Origin of the sequence: Pseudomonas sp. LjRoot277, assembly GCF_964253845.1 — a bacterium.
In the GTDB taxonomy this organism is placed as follows: domain Bacteria; phylum Pseudomonadota; class Gammaproteobacteria; order Pseudomonadales; family Pseudomonadaceae; genus Aquipseudomonas.
Window position 1 is genome coordinate 4,294,812 of sequence record NZ_CAXURI020000001.1, and the last position, 16,751, is coordinate 4,311,562.

Here is a 16,751-nt window from a genome sequence, read left to right on the forward strand (position 1 = left end):
AAACTAACCATTCAGTTTGTCCGTCACTCTTTTCCCATCAAACCAGGCGATCTGCCTCGGTAGGGACGCAAACCGCACAGTGCTCCCTGCCTGTGCTCGTGCGCGTTGTGGCGGTGGAGATCTCATGCGGAAAATCAGTTTTTCCCCGGCCTGCATCGTCATCCTGTCGGGCGTGGTCGCAGCCCTGCACCTGGGCAAGGTTTCCCCGGCCATTCCCGCTCTCCAGGCCTCGTTGAACCTGACGATGGTGCAGGCAGGGTTCCTGCTATCGCTGACGCAACTGGCGGGTATGCTTGCCGGCGTTATGATCGGTGTATTCAGCGATGGCATGGGACTGCGCAGAAGTATCATTAGCGGTCAGATGATCCTGTGCGTCGCCAGTGTCATTGGTATGGGGGCGCGGCAGCCCGATGAGCTGCTGATGCTTCGAGCCCTGGAAGGCTTGGGCTTCTTGCTCACAACATTGCCGACACCTGGATTGATCCGACAACTGGTTTCTCGCGAGCGCCTGGCTTTACATCTGGGGCTGTGGGGATGCTACGTAGCGATCGGTACTTCCATTGCTTTTATCGCCGGCCCCACATTGATAGAAACGATGGGATGGCAAGGGTGGTGGGGCGTTCCGGCCATCTGTTCGGCCGCAATGATTATCTGGCTTGTGCGAGCCGTGCCATCCGATCGACAGCGCCTTCCACCAGAGACTGCTTCTGCGCGGCGCACAGCGGCGCCCAGTGAAGCCTGGACGCATCGACTATGGACAACGCTGAAGGCGAGCGGCCCTTGGCGCGTAGGCATCGCCTTTGCCATGTACGCGGGACAGTGGATTGCCGTCATCGGCTTTCTGCCATCGATCTATGCCGACACCGGTTTGTCGGTGCCGATGGCAGGTGCGCTGACGGCGCTTGCCGCGTTCGTCAATATCAGCGGAAGTACCTCGGCAGCGCTTTTGCTGCATCGGGGTATCAGTGCCAGGCGGCTATTAATGGTCGGATACATGTGCATGGCCATCACGACGCTGTTCGCATTCGGCCAGTTCACTCAAGGCATGCCTGTCGTGCGTTATGGCGCCGTACTGGTCTTTTCAGCCGTCGGCGGTGTAATCCCGGGGACGCTATTCATGATCGCCGTGAGCGTTGCGCCCAGTGAACGAACCGTGTCGACGGCTGTGGGTTGGGTGCAGCAGATTTCATCAATGGGCATGTTTGTCATGCCACCACTGCTGGCCAAGTTGGCCGGTTGGGCGGGGGGATGGCATTGGACCTGGTTGGCGTCAGGATTGGCATCGTTGATTGGTCTGCTGCTTGCGACTGGCTTGGCACAAAGCGATTACGTTCCATCTATGCCAGAGCCTGAAACCTTGCGTTCCGGCAACTGAAGTGGCTGTGCGCCTACCCTAGGGACTTCAATAGCTGAGGGAATGAAGTGCTGAGCAATCATCGTTTGTACCCCTACTCGATGATGCTCAGAATTCGTGGCGCAGACGTTAGCCGTTGTTCTTCCAATTGATCGAGTCAGTACCTGTCAGAAAGAGCGTCATTCACCCTTTCACACCGCACCATTCGACTCAGGAGATAACAGTGAATAAAACCATTTCTCGTCGTAGCGGAGGTCAGATATTGGTGGATGCCTTACGCATCCATGGCGTTAAAAGAGCTTTTTGTGTTCCGGGAGAAAGCTATCTCGCGGTACTCGATGCATTGCATGACGTGCCAGAAGAAATCGATCTGGTGGTGTGCCGCCAGGAAGGTGGGGCGGCCTATATGGCAGAAGCCTACGGCAAGCTCACTGGAGAGCCTGGCATCTGCTTCGTGACCCGAGGCCCGGGTGCAACAAACGCTTCGGTTGGCGTTCACACAGCGCTCCAGGATTCATCGCCGATGATTCTGTTCATTGGCCAGGTCGCTCGTGATCAGCAGTATCGCGAAGCCTTTCAGGAAGTTGATTTTCGCCAGATGTTTGGCCCCTTGGCGAAATGGGTCGTGCAAATAGACGACACCCGCAGAATTCCCGAACTGATCAGTCAGGCGTTCCACCGAGCGGTCAATGGCAGGCCTGGGCCTGTAGTGGTCGCACTGCCGGAAGACATGCTGACCGAATTGACGGAAGTCACTGATGCCGGGCCTTTCAAGCGCGTATTGATGACCCCGGCAGCCGAGCAAATGGCCGCCATGCAGCAACTGCTTGAGCGATCAGAGCGTCCATTGATGGTGCTGGGTGGCAGCGGTTGGGATACCGAGTCAGTGCACGACATCCGGCTTTTTGCTGAACAGCAAAATATCCCGGTTGCCGCCTCCTTTCGCTGCCAGGACCTGTTCGACAATCGACACCCGAACTATGTCGGTGATCTTGGTTTCGCCGCGTCAGCGCAGCTGTCCTCCGCGGTAAAAAACGCCGACCTGCTGCTGGTCGTGGGCTCCAGAATGGGAGAGGTTTCAACGGGCGGATATGCTGCCTTGGACATCCCGGTACCGAAGCAAACCTTGATCCATGTTCATCAAGGCATCGAGGAGTTGGGACGGGTTTACCAACCTGCGCTGGCGATAAACAGCAGCATGTCGACCTTTGCCAAATCAGCCGCAAAGCTTCCAGCGGTGACCAGCCAGATAAAGAGTGAATGGACGCGCACCCTGAACAAAAACTACCGCGAAAACCTGCAACACTCGCCCTCCCCTGGCGATGTCCAAATGGCCGAAATCATTGAGTGGTTGAATCGCAGCCTTCCGGACGACGCGATCCTGACCAATGGCGCTGGAAACTATGCCGTCTGGCTTCAACGCTTCTATCAGTTCCGCCAATACCGCACGCAGTTAGGCCCTACCAATGGCTCCATGGGCTACGGCGTTCCTGCGGCGGTGGCCGCCAAACTGACGTGCCCGGATCGAGTGGTGGTTTCGTTTTCCGGGGATGGCTGCTTCTTGATGAACGGTCAGGAGATAGCGACTGCAGCGCAATATGGCGCCAATGTGATTTTCGTTGTGATCAACAACGGAATGTACGGAACCATCAGAATGCACCAGGAACGCAATTACCCTGGACGCGTGTCAGGCACTGAATTGCGCAACCCGGATTTCGCCGCACTTGCCATAGCCTATGGACTACATGGCGAGGTGGTAACAGCCACGTCCGACTTTGCGCCAGCGTTTGAACGCTGCCTTGAAATGTCCCGGCCATCCTTGATTGAGGTCAGAGTCGACCCTGAAGCATTGACCCCTCGACTCAGCCTGACTCAGATCAGAGAGCAATCAAGCAACAAGTAACCCGTTTACTCAGTTTTGGGCGCCTGACTCACGATTTACAAGGCGCCTTTTCTGATTCGTCCTCGCTCGCCATTGTCGACCGCGTTACATGACCACTTCAGCGCAAAGCTGCTTGTGACTCGTGAGTTCATCGACCTGTCCCACCAACAACAGCAGTCGATCAATGGCCTGAACAGCATGCATCCGCAAAGACAAACCCTGCACAACGAACTGCACGCGCGCCCGTCACTGTATTTCGACGAGCCGGCCCATGTGTTTCATCTGGCCTTCCTTGGCGGGGAGCCGGAGTGCAATGCGCTGCTGGAGCGCTGCTGCCCTATTCCGATCGATCCTCATGCCGCCCAGGGCATCACCCAACTCGATGGCCACGCCCTGAAATGGGAACGCCACGCCGAGTTCTTCACCCTGACCCTGGTAGTCACTTCATCCAGCGATGACCTGTCCTGGACATCGCTGCCCGAGGTGCTGGCGCAGAAAGTCGAAGCACATTTGCCGCAGCTGATCAACTCGGTGCAGATCGTCGTGCGTGGCGAAGCTGGTCTGGACCTCGCCGGCTACGGCTTCAAGGATCCGTGCGGTTCCTGCGTCGGCGGTGGCGATGCGGTGGTCTGGAGCGATTTTCGTCTCAGCGAGGACGGCAACAACCACATCCTGTTCGTCAACCGGCGCCTCAACGCTTACCGCCAAGGGCGGATGATCCGCCGTCTGCTGGAGATCGAAACCTACCGCATGATGGCCTCGCTGTCGTTGACCACGGCCAAGACCTTGAGTGCGCAACTCGATGTCTTTGACAAAACCTTGGTCACCCTCTCCGAGCGTAACGCCGACGCTGACAGCGGCAACGCGAAAGCGCTGCTGGCGGACATCTCCAACCTGTCAGCCCAAGTGGTCAGCAGTACCGCGAAAACCCGCCACCGCTTCAGTGCCACCCAAGCCTATGCCCAACTCGTGTACGAGCGCCTGGGCGAATTGCGGGAAAGTCACGTCGGCGATTGCCAGCGCCTCGGGGTCTTCATCGAACGCCGCTTCAAACCCACCGTCAGGTACTGCACCGCCACCGAACAACGCCTGGAGCACCTGGCCAAAAGCGTGGCCAACCTGGGTGACCTGTTGCAGGCCCGGGTTCAGGTGGAAATGGAAGAACAGAACTCGGAAATTCTCAAAAGCCTGAACGCCCGCGCCGATGCCCAGATCAAAATCCAGCGCGCGGTGGAAGGTCTGTCGATTATCGCCATTACTTACTACCTGCTGAACCTGCTCAAGCTTGGCTACTCAGGGTTGCACCTGCTCGGCGCCGAGGTGGCCCCGCGAGAGGCGATGCTGGCAATGACGCCCCTCGCGATCGCCATCCTTGCGCTGATTATTTTCCGCATCAAGAAAGTCAAAGAGCACTGATACGGTGAAGCGCAGGGAGGCGCCATCACCCATCAGGATGGGAGCAGATCCAGTGTGCGCTCAACCTCTTGAATGTCGATATTGAAGCCATCGCCCTCTGGCGTTTCGACCACAACGCAACATCGGGTGGCGCCAGTCGTCTATTTCATGACGCCAATTTTTCTTCCAGCCCCCGTAGAAGCGAAGCACCCCTGTTAATTGACGTGGAGTGTCCAAGCCGATCGACGCCGACAAAAAATCTCGAACTCAAGCCATGGCATCGAATCCAATGTTCAGGTCAATGGAGGTCAGTGATATGAACAGCGATGACAGTGTTAATGACGTCAAACCAAATGCAACGTCAAACGCCGAAAGAGATCTTGAGGACAGGGACACGGACGCCAAAGGTGTGGATCAAACCGTTAAGCCCTCTCCAACTCGAACCCAGGAGCAGGAAGCTGAGGAGCTCAGTCGGAAAATAGCGGAGATAGAACGCAAAGTAGCGGACGGTAACTAGCAAGACGCCGAGGGCCGTGAGGCTATAATCTTGAAGACACGCCGTTCCTCTCCAAAGGCAATGCATTTGCATTGACTTTGGACGGGGCTGGACCGGTTCCGGTGCTACGCTTTCATTTCCTCGAATAGAGAATGAAGCCATGTTCACCGAACTCACAATCCCCAGACTTTCACGACGTTAGCCTATGAAACGGATCCTGATCGGTGGAATCACCGTAGCGATTATCAGCACGATGACGTATGGATTTTTCCAATGGAAAATCGTCGAAAGCCACAAGCACGACATTCTGTGCGGAGAGGCCAAGCAGACGCTGAAAGGCGTGGAAATCCGGGCGCGGGCGTTGGCTGCCGGATTGTCCGTAGAAGCCTATGGCAAGGCTGAAGAAGACGAAGTGGCGATACTCATTGGTGCGCTCGACGCCGCCAAGAGCGACGCTGAGGTTGACTCGGTCATAGAGGCTCACGCTGCCACCATAGAAGCAGAGGATGCGGCTATTGACGCAGAGGTTGATACCCGAGGCGATCAGACATTCCTCGAACAACGACTCGTGAAACAGCGGATACCGGTCGACGTCAAACAAGAACTGCAACGTGCCGCGAAGGCCGTTAGCGTCAGGTGCAGTTAGTCTTCAACAGTGCCCTACCCCACGCCCCCAAGTAATAATTCTGTCTATCTTCGCGCGCTTAATAAGAACCAAAAAGCATTAATAAATACAAAATAAGTATTTATAGTTATAAAAATATCCGCGTACTCTCAGCTTATCCCGTCATTCATCACCACAGTGAAGTGCCCCATGAATCCGACTGACAACCTCATCGACTTCGCCAGCTACCGCAAACGCAAACAGGCTCAGCAACGGGCGCGGGCCATGTGGGAAATGTATGCACGCAATGCAGGTTTACAGGCTTTTCAGTGGGTCCAAGCCGCTAAAGCCACCGAGACGCGTCACGCATGAACGCGCAGCAACCCTCGCGCTTTCTGGCGAGCGCCGACGAACCCGTGCTGGATTTGAATAACCTGGAACCACTGGAAAAAGACCCAATCTGCGAACGCGTCGCACAGAACCTGCAACGTCTGCGCGGCAAGCGTCATCTGTCCCTCGACGCCCTCGCCCGACAGTGCGGTGTGAGCCGGGCCATGCTGGCGCAGATCGAATCCGGGCGCAGCGTGCCATCCATCAAAGTGCTGTGCAAAATCGCCAAGGGCTTGAAGGTGTCGGTGGCCGCGTTTCTTGAGCATCGGGCCTTCGAAGGCGTGGCGGTGCTGTCGGCCAGCCAGAGCAAACGCCTGGTCAGTGCCAGCGGCGCCTTTGTCAGCCGCGCGCTGTTCCCGTTCGACGTAGCGCGCCAATCGGAGTTTTACGAACTACGCCTGAGCCCGCTAGGTGAAGACGTCTCCGAGGGCCATGGCCCCGGCGTACAGGAAAACCTGGTGGTGTCGCAGGGTGTGCTGGAAATCAGCGTCAACGACGAACGCTACCTGCTCTCCACCGGCGACTCGATCCTGTTCTATGCCGACCAGCCCCATCGCTACCGCAACCCGGCCGACAGCGAGGCAGTGGCCTATCTGGTGGTGACGTACCCGGAACGCCTGGACTGAAAAGCAGGCGACAAAAAGCCCGGCAGGCTTAACCCCTGCCGGGCTTTTTTAATGTCTGTTGCTGAGGATCAGCAGGTGCAGCACATCAGCGGCATGCCATTGCAGCTCATCATCATCGGCATGCTGCAGTCGTTCATCATTTTCATCATCAGGGTGCAGCAGTTTTTCATCATGTCCATGTTCATGCCGGCCATCGGCATGATTTTGCACATCATGCAGTCGGCCATCAGCGTGCACTCCATCACGCACTTCATCGATGGCATCGGCATGCCCATCATCGGCATTGGCATCATGGTGCTCATCATCGGCATGGCCATGCTCGCCTGGGACATGCACATCATGCTCATGTTGCCGCAATGCATCATCATCGGCATGCCGCAGTTCATCATCATCTGCATCATTTCAGCGCTGTTCTTGAACATGGCCATGTCCATGCCAGCCGCCGGCATCATCTTGCACATCATGCCGTCGTCCATCATTTCGCAGCTCATGGTCGCCATCATCATCGGCATGCCCATCATCGGCATCATTGGCATGGTGGTGTTCATCGGCATTTGCATCGGCATGGCATTCATCTTGGTGGTGCTCCCTGAAGGATTGAATAGTTGGACGAAGCTGATGGAGCGAATTCTAAGGACTGACGGCTAGGCGACAAGAGGGAGATCGAGCAGCGAAAACGGATGTTAGAACCGCCCAAGTGTGGCCTTCAGGGCAATCATTGCTGCTATAACGAGCAGGCCACTGCTATCACGAACACAGACAAGGCCATGACGCGGTTTTAAAGGTCATGGATATGCGAACAGCAGCTTTATAAATAACCGAAAGAAATAATCGATCTAAACAGGATCCGGTTTTTTCAATTCAGGTGCTTATCAGCTCAGTAAGGATTTACCGGGTCGAACCGCCACCAGTACGAACCTGAGCCTCCCCCCGGTTTACGGACGGGAGGTTGATCATGGTCAATACTTAGAGACTGGATGTACGTCGCACGAGCCGCACGCCGGGCGGCTAATCCACGGGAGGTTCGTCATGTCTGGTCAATCCCGCTTCATGCTGGTTGCATCACCGCTGATGGAGCACAGCCCCGCTTTCGACAGGGCCGCTGCGCTGGCCAAGGCCGAAGACGCCGCGCTGCACATCGTCGCCTTCGATTACCTTGAAGGCCTGGCCACCGCCAGTCTGGTCAACGAAAAGGCGCTGGAACAGATGCGCGTGGGCTACGTCGAGCGCCACCGCCAATGGCTTGAGGAACAGGCCCGCCCCTTGCGCAAAATCGGGGTCCACGTCACCACCGAAGTGGCTTGGGTCGAACGTCCATTAGAGGAAATCCTGATTCACCTCAAAGAGCAGCCGATGGACGTGCTGATCAAGGCGCTGGAGCACGAATCGCGGCTGTCGCGGTTGATGTTTACCCCGCTCGATGTGCATTTGCTGCGCGAATGCCCGGTGCCGCTGCATTTCGTCAGCCACGCCGTGCACGCCTTGCCGCGAAAGATCGTCGCGGCGGTCGACCCCTTTCATCGCGATGACCATTACAAAACCTTCAACGACCGGATCCTTCACGAGGCGGTGAAACTGGCGAGCGCCTGTAATGCCGAGCTCGATGTGGTCTACGCCTATGACCTTTCATCCATCAGCGCCGACGAATTCGGCTTCGACAACGGGTCGGCATTCTTCTCGTCAGGCAAGGCCAAGACCGTATTCGATTACCAGGAGGATGCCTTCAACGACCTGGCCGAGCGCAACGGCATCGCGCCGGAGCAGCGGCACATGATCATGGGCAACCCGGCCAGGGTCCTCACCCGCTATGCCGATGCCTATGACGTTGACGTGATTGTCATGGGCCGGGTCGGCCATCGCGGCCTGGGCCGGCTGATCGGCAGTACGGTGGAGCACCTGCTGTACAAAATGCCGTGCAGCGTTTGGGTGGTGTACACCGAGCGGCTGGATGAATAATTGATCTACCAGACACCACAACCCCCTGTGGGAGCGGGCTTGCTCGCGAAGGCGGAGTGTCAGGCAACATCATTGTCGACTGACACTCCGCCTTCGCGAGCAAGCCCGCTCCCACAGGGGTTTTGCATTGTCATGCAACTCGTCCAGGTCAACGCCGGGTGATCACCACCTCAAGGTATTCACTCGGCACCACCAGCGATTTCTCTCCCGCTCTGTTCATGCGGTTGATCAGTTCGGTCAGGTCGTTTTCCAGCGCTTGGGCGCCTTCAGGAGGCAGCGCTGCGAATGCCTTGTGGACCGGGCCGTACCAGGTGCGGAACGTATCGATGAAATGCGCGGCCGAGCGGTAACGGAAGTTGAAGGTCTTGCGCGTCACCTGGAGCAGAAAGTCACTTTCGTCGAACTGCGTGTGCAGCCAGGCTTCGGTGCCCCACTGCGAAGGCGGTTGAGCGCCCGGCGGTGGCGGCAGGTGGCGGCCGAGGGTCTTGAACATCTGGCCGACAAACCCTTCGGGCGTCCAGTTGGCCAGGCCGATCCGCCCTCCGGGGCGACAGACCCGCGCCAGCTCCGCGGCGGCCTTGGGTTGGTCCGGCGTAAACATCACACCGAAGGTCGAAAGCACGGCATCGAAGCTGGCATCCTCGAACGGCAAGGCTTCAGCGTCAGCCACTTGAAACGTCACTTCCAGGCGTTCTGCCCTGGCCCGGTCTTCGCCGCGTTCCAGCAGCGCGGCCACGTAGTCGGTAGAGGTGACCTGGCAACCACGGCGCGCGGCAGCGAGCGTCGCGTTACCGTTGCCGGCGGCCACGTCGAGCACGCGTTCATCGCAAAGCAGGTCGCAGGCTTCGGCGAGTTGCTCGCCGACAATCTGCAAGGTGGTGCCTATCACGGCATAGTCGCCACTGGCCCAAGAGGCCATCTGACGGTTTTTCAAGGCAGTAAGATCAATGGGTGTACTCATGAATTCCGCTCCGTTGCGGGTTGGAATGCAGGCCCGGCTTATTCGGCCGTCGTGGGATCGATGATGTTCATGACCTGGGAAACGCTGTTGGCAGGGAAACCACCCACCCTGGCGTGTTCCCGGATGAGCTCTGCGTTCGGCGCGATGTACACGCAGTAGAGCTTGTCACCGGTGACGTAACTCTGAAGCCACTGCACCTCTGGCAGATCGCGCAGGACCTTGCAGGACTTTTGCGAGATCGCTTTCAAATCCCTTTCTGACAGTGTTCCAGCACCCGGAATCTCGCGTTCTATAACGAACTTAGGCATGGCAACCTCTCATTCTTGTTATTGATGACAGGGTCGGCAGACCCTCTGTGCCAACTATCGCGCCGGGCAACGCTGGCGTCCTGCCCGATCGTCGGCCAACCCTGTCCGATCGTCCGGAGATTTCACGCTCTGGCGCGACAGGCTCACAATCAAGCTCACCACCCAAAGCTGCCCGCCCACACGGGAAAACCACCATGGACGCCCTGTCCCAGACGTTGCGCGTCGTACGCCTGGTCGGCGCGATTTTCATCAATGCCAGGTTCACGGCCCCCTGGTGCTACCAGTCGCCGAGCGCCGACACGGCGGCGCCGTTTCTGGAGCCCGGCGCCGAACGCGTGGTGATCTTCCACTTGATCACCGAAGGCGAGTGTTATGTCGAACTGGGTGATGATCCCCCACTCCTGCTGACGGCCGGCGATGTGGTGGTTTTCCCTCAGGGAGATGCCCATCGCATGAGCTCTAAACCGGGGCTCGCGCCGGCCACAGGTGCGCGGCTGGACGTGGTGCTGGCGCGCCGCCCACGGCAATTGAGCTATGGCGGTGGCGGCGCGGTAACACGGTTGGTGTGCGGCTATCTGGCGTGCGATACCCGTCTGGCCGGCATGTTGCTGACCGGGTTACCGGCGGTGGTGCGAGTCAATGTGCGCGGCTCGAATGCCGGTATCTGGCTGGAATCGTCGGTCCGATATGCGCTGGCCGAAGCGCGCTCGCCCCGCCCCGGCGGTGAAGGTGTGCTGGCGAAACTGGCCGAGGTGTTGTTCATCGAGGTGCTGCGCCTGTACATGCACGAACAAGGCGAAGGTCGCACCGGTTGGCTGGCGGGTGTGAGCGACCGGATTGTCGGCGCCGCCCTCAACGCGTTGCACAAAAAACCGTGCCACACCTGGACGCTGGATGAGCTGGCGCGCACTGCCGGCACTTCAAGGTCGGTGTTGGCTGAGCGCTTTCAGCAATTGGTGGGGAGTTCGCCGATGCAGTACCTGACGCAATGGCGCATGTTGCTGGCAGCCAACCTGTTACGCAGCAGTAACAGCTCATTGATGCGGATTGCCGAAGAGGTGGGCTACCAGACTGACACGGCGTTCAGTCGGGCGTTTCGTCGAGAGTATGGAGCGCCACCCGCGGCGTGGCGGCGCAGTCAGGAGAAAAAACCAATGGCCCACGGCGCGCAGCCTGTGAGCCATTGATTTGAAGGTTTACGCGGCGGGTGCTTTGGCCTCTTCCAGCAACTGCTGAATCACTTTCTCCTGAGTCTCGTAGCTGCCTTCACCAAAGTGGGTGTAACGCACCTGGCCCTTGGCGTCGATCAGGTAGTGAGCCGGCCAGTACTGGTTGTCGAAATTGCGCCAGATCGCGTAGTTGTTGTCGATGGCCACCGGGTAGGTGATACCGAGCTTCTTCACCTGATCCTTGACGTTGTCGATGATGCGTTCAAAACCGTATTCAGGGGTGTGGACACCGATCACCACCAGGCCATCCTTCTCGTATTTCTTCGCCCAATCCTTCACGTAGGGCAAGGTGTGCTGGCAGTTGATGCAGTCGTAGGTCCAGAAGTCCACCAGCACCACTTTGCCTTTCAGCGAGTCGTTGCTCAGCGCCGGCGAGTTGAGCCATTCGACCGCACCGGACAGCGACGGCATGGGGCCTTGGGCGTTGTCCATGGACGAGTCCGCCTTGACCTTGCTGACGAAGTAATCGACGACTTTCGGTACGGTTTCCAGCACGCGTTGCTCAACCGTCGTCACGCCTTCGGACGAGGTGCCGGCCAGCAGTGTTTTATCGGCACCGGTGGAAATCACCGCCGCCGCCCCCAACACCGCAACACCCGCGCCACGACGCAGCCAACCGGTGACCGGGATCGACGTTTTCAAGCGATTGACCAGGCCGCGACCGGCGAAGATCAAGGTGCCCAGGGACAATGCGCTGCCCAGGCCGTACGCCACCAGTAACAGGCTGGTTTGAGCGTTTGCGCCTTGAAGCATGGCGCCCGTGAGGATGACCCCGAGAATCGGCCCGGCACACGGTGCCCAGAGCAGACCGGTGGCAACGCCGATCATGACCGAACCCAGCGGACCGGACATTTTGCGGGTGTCCGGATCGAGGCGGTTGCCCAGCGCCACGAAAGGACGGGCCAGCCAGTCACCGACACGGGCGGAAATCAGCGACAGGGCGAACAGCACCATCACGATCAGCGCTACGTGGCGACCGGTGTTGTTGGCTTGCACCACCCACTCGCTGCTGACCACGGCCAGGCTTGAGATCAGGGCGAAGGTCAGGACCATGCCGCTGAGGGTGAGCAGGATCGAGGAACGTGTGCGTTTAACACCGGCGAACAGGAACGGCACGACCGGGAGGATGCAGGGGCTGAGGACGGTCAATATGCCGCCCAGGAAAGCGATGAGAAACATGGTTGTCACCTTGAAAATGGTGGTTAGGATTCAAAATCCACCCCTCACCCTAACCCTCCCGAAACGTCGGACCGCCCCAAAGGGGCGAGGGGGTTGATTGAGTGGTTTGGTAGAAATTCTGCGACCTGCGCTTACGAGTCGAACTCAGATTTTGAAAAGCATGGAGATCTGCCCCCTTTCCCCCTCTCCCCCGTGGGGAGAGGGGTCGATTCCACTGACACCCTCAAGCAGTCTGGGTATCCAGCAACTGCCCCTGCGGCGTACGGCCCGAACCCTCCTCTGCCAGAAAAGCGCTCCCACCCTTCTCCCCCACCGGCGTCAGCTGGAAGCAAGTCGCGCTGCCACAGCTTTTCTGTTCAACAGCCGCGTTGGCATGGACAGCGGCGCCAGCCGCGGAGAAGGCAATGGCAGTCAAAAAGCGGGTGACGTTGTTCATGATGTTCTTCCTGTTTCTATTGGGATGGGCAACGGGTCAGCGAAGCACTCAGTTGTCTGAGTTGCAGCCATCAGCAAATTTGCGATAGTCCAGAACCTGGGTTTTGTTATGGGAGTCCAGGTACGTCAGCTGGGCATCCACAACCCCACAGGAAGTCGAGGCGTCCTGTTTCAGCGACAGCACTTTCTTGATGTCCAGGTGCGAGCCGTAGGTGTAGGTTTTAGCGGAGACATCGGCTTCGGCGCGGGCCGACAAGGTGCAGATGTTCAGGGCGGCAAACAGGCAAGCGGCGTAGACGGCTTTGGTGTTCATGGTGGTTTCCTCAAGGCTTCAATAGGGCAATCGTTGATTGGGCCGAGGCGGTTTGGTTTGCCTCGATGGAACCTATTAGAAGCCCGCGAGGTATCCCGACTGTGTCGGGAACAGGCGCGTGTAAATCGGTACGTATCAAAACCGGCTCGGGATACAGAGCGATACAAAAGCCCTGAAAATGAGTGTTTTTGCGTCCACGTGTATCCGCCGACAGGCCAGATACACTGCAATACAAAGGACTGCGGGCGAGCGGGCCAAGGCTCGATAGACTGCGCTACATCCCCCACCTACAGAGGCCTGGCCAAATGGAACACGTCGATCACATTCTCATCGTGGACGATGACCGCGAGATCCGGGAACTGGTAGGCAACTACCTCAAGAAAAACGGTCTGCGCACCACCGTCGTGGCGGATGGACGGCAAATGCGCACGTTCCTGGAGTCCACGCCGGTGGACCTGATCGTGCTCGACATCATGATGCCGGGCGACGATGGCCTGATGCTGTGCCGTGAGTTGCGCGCCGGCAAACACAAGGCCACGCCGGTGCTGATGCTCACCGCGCGCAACGATGAAACCGACCGCATCATCGGCCTGGAAATGGGCGCCGATGACTACCTGGTCAAGCCGTTCGCTGCCCGTGAACTGCTCGCCCGCATCAACGCCGTGCTGCGCCGCACGCGGATGCTGCCACCCAACCTGGTGGTCACCGAAAGCGGTCGTTTGCTGGCCTTCGGGCGCTGGCGCCTGGACACCTCGGCCCGGCACTTGCTCGATGAAGACGGCACGATGGTCGCGCTCAGTGGTGCGGAATATCGGTTGCTGCGGGTATTCCTCGATCACCCGCAGCGGGTGCTCAATCGCGATCAATTGCTGAACCTGACCCAAGGCCGCGATGCCGACCTGTTCGACCGCTCCATCGACTTGCTGGTCAGCCGCTTGCGCCAGCGCTTGCTGGACGATGCCCGCGAACCGGCCTACATCAAGACCGTGCGCAGCGAAGGCTATGTGTTTTCCCTGCCGGTGGAAGTCCTCGGGGCGCCCTCATGAACCTCTCGATGCGCTGGCCTCGCACCCTCGCCTCGCGGCTGTCGCTGATCTTCCTGATCGGCTTGATTCTCGCGCAGGCGCTGTCTTTCGGCGCGCAATACTACGAGCGCTACGAAAGCACGAAGAACACCATGCTGGGCAATCTGGAAACCGACGTCTCGACCTCCATCGCCATCCTCGACCGCTTGCCGGCCGAAGAACGCATGAGCTGGCTGCAACAGCTGGATCGACGCAACTACCGCTATTTGTTGAACGAAGGCTCGCCGGGCATGCCCATGAGCGATTCGCCCATAGCGATGACGTCGATCAAAGAGGCCATCGGCAAGGATTACCCGATGACGGTGACCGACATCCCCGGGCCGGAAAAACATTTTCAGGTCCACCTGAAACTGGCGGACGGCAGCCCGGTGACCATCGACGTGCGCCCCTCGATGGTGCCGTTGTCGCCGTGGTTACCCATCGTGTTGCTCGGGCAACTGGCACTGATGCTCATCTGCACCTGGCTGGCCGTGAGAATCGCCATCCGCCCTCTCACCCGCCTCGCCCAAGCCGTCGAGACCCTGGACCCCAACACCCACGCGGTGCACCTCGACGAAAAAGGCCCGACCGAAGTCGCCCATGCCGCCATGGCCTTCAATTCGATGCAGGCGCGCATCGCCGCTTACCTCAAGGAGCGCATGCAACTGCTGGCGGCGATTTCCCACGACCTGCAAACCCCGATTACCCGCATGAAACTGCGTGCCGAATTCATGGACGACTCCGCCGAGAAGGACAAACTCTGGAATGACCTTGGCGAGATAGAACACCTGGTGCGCGAAGGCGTGGCCTATGCCCGCAGCGTGCATGGCGCCACCGAGGAAAGTCGCCGCACCAATCTGGATTCGTTCCTCGACAGCCTGGTGTTCGACTATCAGGACATGGGCAAAGACGTGCAGCTGGGCGGTAAAAGTGACGCGGTGATCAACACCCGGCCGCACGCCTTGCGGCGGGTGCTGGTGAACCTGACGGACAACGCGCTGAAGTTCGCTGGCGCCGCCGAATTGTGGGTGGAAGCGAAGGCTGACGGCAGTTTGTCGGTGAAAGTGATGGACCGTGGTCCGGGGATTGCCGAGGAGGAATTGGCTCAGGTGATGGAACCGTTTTATCGCGTGGAGAATTCGCGTAACCGCAGTACCGGCGGGACAGGGTTGGGGTTGGCGATTGCACAGCAGTTGGCATTGGCGATCGGGGGATCGTTGACGTTGAGTAATCGTGAGGGAGGTGGGTTGTGCGCGGAGCTCAAATTACCGGCTCAGTAGCATGATCGCTCCCACTCTGCGTGGGAACGATCAGTACAGGATCAAGCCGGGTAGTTGGCGCGCAAGGCCTCCAGGCCACCCTGGTAGATACCGGTAAACAGCGCCACCACTTCCTCGTCACTCACACCGACAGGTGCAAACCGCCCAGACCACGTCACTCGCGTGCCCTGCCCCTGCGCTTCAACACTGATAGTCGCCAGATAGTCAGTAGCCGGAAATGGCGCCTGCAAAATCGAATAACTGTAAGTCTTCCCGGCGTTATCAAACGCCTCCAACCGCTCAACCACCACCGCCCCATCCGCCGTTTGCAAGCTACGCACCCGACCGCCTTCACTCAGCTCGCTTTTGGGAATAAACGGCAGCCAGTCCGGCAGCGAGTTAAAGCCGCCAATCAATTGCCAAACCTGGTCGGCGGTCGCCGGGATGTCGATGAATGCTGATGCTGTAGCCATGAAATATTCTCTCTCAATCAATAAGGTTCAGATTGCCATGCTGTCGACGACGCCGCCGTCGACCCGCAACGCCGCGCCAGTAGTGGCCGAAGACAGCGGCGAAGCGATATAAGCCACCAGATTCGCGACTTCCTCGACATCCGCCACGCGCTGGATGATCGAACTCGGCCGGGCCTTGCGCACGAAGGCGTCGGCTTCTTCCCGAACACTGCGGCCGGATTCGGCGGTGGCGTCCTTGAGCATTTGTTCCAAACCATCGGTCAATGTCGGGCCGGGCAGGATCGCGTTGACCGTCACCCCGGTGCCCGCCAGCCGCTTGGCCAAACCATGGGACACCGCCAGGTTGGCGCTTTTGGTCACGCCATAGTTGATCATGTCGGCCGGTGTTGCGACTCCGGATTCCGAGGACAGGAAAATCACCCGGCCCCAGCCCTGCTTGACCATGTCCGGCACGTAATGGCGTGACAGGCGCACGCCGGAGATCACGTTGACCTCATAGAAGCGCGTCCACTCGCTGTCCGGTGCGTCGAAGAAATCCACGTCGTTGAAGATCCCGAGGTTGTTCACCAGGATGTCCGCCCGTGGTTCGGCGGCGAACAACAACTCGGCGCCTTCGGCCGTGCCGAGGTCTGCCGTCAGGCCACGCAACTGCGCGTCCGGCACGCTCTGGCGAATGCTCGCCAGCGCCTGTTCGACCTTGGCCGTCTCGCGGCCGATCACCACCACCGTGGCGCCGGATTCGGCCAGCGCCTTGCTGATGCCCAGGCCAATACCGGCGGTGCTACCGCTGACAATGGCGAGTTTTCCAGTCAGATCGATTTTCATGC

The 16,751-nt window shown here is 58.8% G+C and carries 19 protein-coding genes; 11 read left to right on the forward strand and 8 right to left on the reverse strand.

What is annotated here, in order from left to right; all coding sequences use genetic code 11:
• Positions 1-124 precede the first annotated feature (124 nt).
• The 7 genes from ACSQ87_RS20185 to ACSQ87_RS20215 all read left to right on the forward strand — a co-directional run bounded on the left by ACSQ87_RS20185 (position 125) and on the right by ACSQ87_RS20215 (position 6,747).
• On the forward strand, positions 125-1,375 hold the full coding sequence (locus ACSQ87_RS20185; protein WP_223433301.1) for an MFS transporter: 1,251 nt from the start codon (positions 125-127) through the stop codon (positions 1,373-1,375).
• A gap of 202 nt (positions 1,376-1,577) precedes the next feature.
• Positions 1,578-3,257, forward strand: a complete 1,680-nt coding sequence (locus tag ACSQ87_RS20190; protein WP_436274213.1) for a thiamine pyrophosphate-binding protein — start codon at positions 1,578-1,580, stop codon at positions 3,255-3,257.
• 177 nt (positions 3,258-3,434) lie between these two features.
• Positions 3,435-4,652: a DUF3422 domain-containing protein gene (locus tag ACSQ87_RS20195; protein ID WP_223433328.1), complete on the forward strand. Its 1,218-nt coding sequence runs from the start codon at positions 3,435-3,437 to the stop codon at positions 4,650-4,652.
• 295 nt (positions 4,653-4,947) lie between these two features.
• Positions 4,948-5,148: a hypothetical protein gene (locus tag ACSQ87_RS20200; RefSeq protein ID WP_223433299.1), complete on the forward strand. Its 201-nt coding sequence runs from the start codon at positions 4,948-4,950 to the stop codon at positions 5,146-5,148.
• A 184-nt stretch (positions 5,149-5,332) separates the two neighbouring features.
• Complete coding sequence (locus ACSQ87_RS20205; protein WP_223433298.1) at positions 5,333-5,773, forward strand: hypothetical protein; 441 nt, start codon at positions 5,333-5,335, stop codon at positions 5,771-5,773.
• Between the two features lie 168 nt (positions 5,774-5,941).
• A complete protein-coding gene (locus ACSQ87_RS20210) occupies positions 5,942-6,103 on the forward strand; it encodes a hypothetical protein (RefSeq protein ID WP_008156931.1) in 162 nt (53 codons plus the stop codon).
• On the forward strand, positions 6,100-6,747 hold the full coding sequence (locus tag ACSQ87_RS20215; protein WP_436274214.1) for a helix-turn-helix domain-containing protein: 648 nt from the start codon (positions 6,100-6,102) through the stop codon (positions 6,745-6,747). The genes ACSQ87_RS20210 and ACSQ87_RS20215 overlap by 4 nt, the downstream gene beginning before the upstream one ends.
• 68 nt (positions 6,748-6,815) lie before the next feature.
• Here the strand turns inward: ACSQ87_RS20215 and ACSQ87_RS20220 are convergent, their stop codons facing one another.
• A complete protein-coding gene (locus ACSQ87_RS20220; RefSeq protein WP_223433297.1) occupies positions 6,816-7,322 on the reverse strand; it encodes a hypothetical protein in 507 nt (168 codons plus the stop codon).
• Between the two features lie 454 nt (positions 7,323-7,776).
• Between ACSQ87_RS20220 and ACSQ87_RS20225 the strand changes: the two genes are divergently transcribed.
• Positions 7,777-8,703 carry a universal stress protein gene (locus tag ACSQ87_RS20225; RefSeq protein WP_223433296.1) on the forward strand — a complete coding sequence of 309 codons (927 nt, stop codon included), beginning with the start codon at positions 7,777-7,779 and terminating at the stop codon, positions 8,701-8,703.
• A gap of 148 nt (positions 8,704-8,851) precedes the next feature.
• On the opposite strand, the gene ACSQ87_RS20230 is transcribed toward ACSQ87_RS20225, so the two are convergent.
• A complete protein-coding gene (locus ACSQ87_RS20230) occupies positions 8,852-9,664 on the reverse strand; it encodes a class I SAM-dependent methyltransferase (protein ID WP_223433588.1) in 813 nt (270 codons plus the stop codon).
• Between the two features lie 38 nt (positions 9,665-9,702).
• Positions 9,703-9,972 carry a DUF4242 domain-containing protein gene (locus tag ACSQ87_RS20235; protein WP_223433587.1) on the reverse strand — a complete coding sequence of 90 codons (270 nt, stop codon included), beginning with the start codon at positions 9,970-9,972 and terminating at the stop codon, positions 9,703-9,705.
• Positions 9,973-10,166: 194 nt separating this feature from the next.
• Here ACSQ87_RS20235 and ACSQ87_RS20240 point away from each other — a divergent pair, with 194 nt between their 5' ends.
• Entirely contained in the window at positions 10,167-11,159 is a 993-nt protein-coding gene (locus ACSQ87_RS20240) for an AraC family transcriptional regulator (RefSeq protein ID WP_223433586.1), read from the forward strand.
• Between the two features lie 9 nt (positions 11,160-11,168).
• Here ACSQ87_RS20240 and ACSQ87_RS20245 read toward each other — a convergent pair whose 3' ends face one another.
• The 3 genes from ACSQ87_RS20245 to ACSQ87_RS20255 all read right to left on the reverse strand — a co-directional run bounded on the left by ACSQ87_RS20245 (position 11,169) and on the right by ACSQ87_RS20255 (position 13,128).
• Entirely contained in the window at positions 11,169-12,380 is a 1,212-nt protein-coding gene (locus tag ACSQ87_RS20245) for a cytochrome c biogenesis protein DipZ (RefSeq protein ID WP_436274215.1), read from the reverse strand.
• Positions 12,381-12,603: 223 nt separating this feature from the next.
• Positions 12,604-12,816, reverse strand: coding sequence for a hypothetical protein (locus ACSQ87_RS20250; RefSeq protein WP_436274216.1), 213 nt, complete (start codon positions 12,814-12,816; stop codon positions 12,604-12,606).
• Between the two features lie 48 nt (positions 12,817-12,864).
• On the reverse strand, positions 12,865-13,128 hold the full coding sequence (locus tag ACSQ87_RS20255; RefSeq protein ID WP_223433583.1) for a DUF2790 domain-containing protein: 264 nt from the start codon (positions 13,126-13,128) through the stop codon (positions 12,865-12,867).
• Positions 13,129-13,433: 305 nt separating this feature from the next.
• Here ACSQ87_RS20255 and ACSQ87_RS20260 point away from each other — a divergent pair, with 305 nt between their 5' ends.
• Positions 13,434-14,174 carry a response regulator gene (locus ACSQ87_RS20260; RefSeq protein ID WP_033060285.1) on the forward strand — a complete coding sequence of 247 codons (741 nt, stop codon included), beginning with the start codon at positions 13,434-13,436 and terminating at the stop codon, positions 14,172-14,174.
• Positions 14,171-15,472, forward strand: coding sequence for a sensor histidine kinase (locus tag ACSQ87_RS20265; RefSeq protein ID WP_223433582.1), 1,302 nt, complete (start codon positions 14,171-14,173; stop codon positions 15,470-15,472). Before ACSQ87_RS20260 ends, ACSQ87_RS20265 begins: the two co-directional genes overlap by 4 nt.
• A gap of 41 nt (positions 15,473-15,513) precedes the next feature.
• Here the strand turns inward: ACSQ87_RS20265 and ACSQ87_RS20270 are convergent, their stop codons facing one another.
• Both ACSQ87_RS20270 and ACSQ87_RS20275 read right to left on the reverse strand, forming a co-directional pair.
• Entirely contained in the window at positions 15,514-15,924 is a 411-nt protein-coding gene (locus ACSQ87_RS20270) for an SRPBCC family protein (RefSeq protein ID WP_150656099.1), read from the reverse strand.
• 27 nt (positions 15,925-15,951) lie between these two features.
• Positions 15,952-16,749 carry an SDR family NAD(P)-dependent oxidoreductase gene (locus ACSQ87_RS20275; RefSeq protein ID WP_436274217.1) on the reverse strand — a complete coding sequence of 266 codons (798 nt, stop codon included), beginning with the start codon at positions 16,747-16,749 and terminating at the stop codon, positions 15,952-15,954.
• Between the last annotated feature and the right edge of the window lie 2 nt (positions 16,750-16,751).

Coding starts and splice junctions, on each gene's coding strand:
- ACSQ87_RS20215 (WP_436274214.1), top strand. CDS start 6,100: ATGAACGCGCAGCAACCCTCGCGCTTTCTGGCGAGCGCCGACGAACCC.
- ACSQ87_RS20270 (WP_150656099.1), bottom strand. CDS start 15,924: ATGGCTACAGCATCAGCATTCATCGACATCCCGGCGACCGCCGACCAG.
- ACSQ87_RS20210 (WP_008156931.1), top strand. CDS start 5,942: ATGAATCCGACTGACAACCTCATCGACTTCGCCAGCTACCGCAAACGC.
- ACSQ87_RS20250 (WP_436274216.1), bottom strand. CDS start 12,816: ATGAACAACGTCACCCGCTTTTTGACTGCCATTGCCTTCTCCGCGGCT.
- ACSQ87_RS20230 (WP_223433588.1), bottom strand. CDS start 9,664: ATGAGTACACCCATTGATCTTACTGCCTTGAAAAACCGTCAGATGGCC.
- ACSQ87_RS20200 (WP_223433299.1), top strand. CDS start 4,948: ATGAACAGCGATGACAGTGTTAATGACGTCAAACCAAATGCAACGTCA.
- ACSQ87_RS20195 (WP_223433328.1), top strand. CDS start 3,435: ATGCATCCGCAAAGACAAACCCTGCACAACGAACTGCACGCGCGCCCG.
- ACSQ87_RS20265 (WP_223433582.1), top strand. CDS start 14,171: ATGAACCTCTCGATGCGCTGGCCTCGCACCCTCGCCTCGCGGCTGTCG.
- ACSQ87_RS20235 (WP_223433587.1), bottom strand. CDS start 9,972: ATGCCTAAGTTCGTTATAGAACGCGAGATTCCGGGTGCTGGAACACTG.
- ACSQ87_RS20220 (WP_223433297.1), bottom strand. CDS start 7,322: ATGAATGCCATGCCGATGCAAATGCCGATGAACACCACCATGCCAATG.
- ACSQ87_RS20260 (WP_033060285.1), top strand. CDS start 13,434: ATGGAACACGTCGATCACATTCTCATCGTGGACGATGACCGCGAGATC.
- ACSQ87_RS20240 (WP_223433586.1), top strand. CDS start 10,167: ATGGACGCCCTGTCCCAGACGTTGCGCGTCGTACGCCTGGTCGGCGCG.
- ACSQ87_RS20205 (WP_223433298.1), top strand. CDS start 5,333: ATGAAACGGATCCTGATCGGTGGAATCACCGTAGCGATTATCAGCACG.
- ACSQ87_RS20185 (WP_223433301.1), top strand. CDS start 125: ATGCGGAAAATCAGTTTTTCCCCGGCCTGCATCGTCATCCTGTCGGGC.
- ACSQ87_RS20255 (WP_223433583.1), bottom strand. CDS start 13,128: ATGAACACCAAAGCCGTCTACGCCGCTTGCCTGTTTGCCGCCCTGAAC.
- ACSQ87_RS20245 (WP_436274215.1), bottom strand. CDS start 12,380: ATGTTTCTCATCGCTTTCCTGGGCGGCATATTGACCGTCCTCAGCCCC.
- ACSQ87_RS20225 (WP_223433296.1), top strand. CDS start 7,777: ATGTCTGGTCAATCCCGCTTCATGCTGGTTGCATCACCGCTGATGGAG.
- ACSQ87_RS20275 (WP_436274217.1), bottom strand. CDS start 16,749: ATGAAAATCGATCTGACTGGAAAACTCGCCATTGTCAGCGGTAGCACC.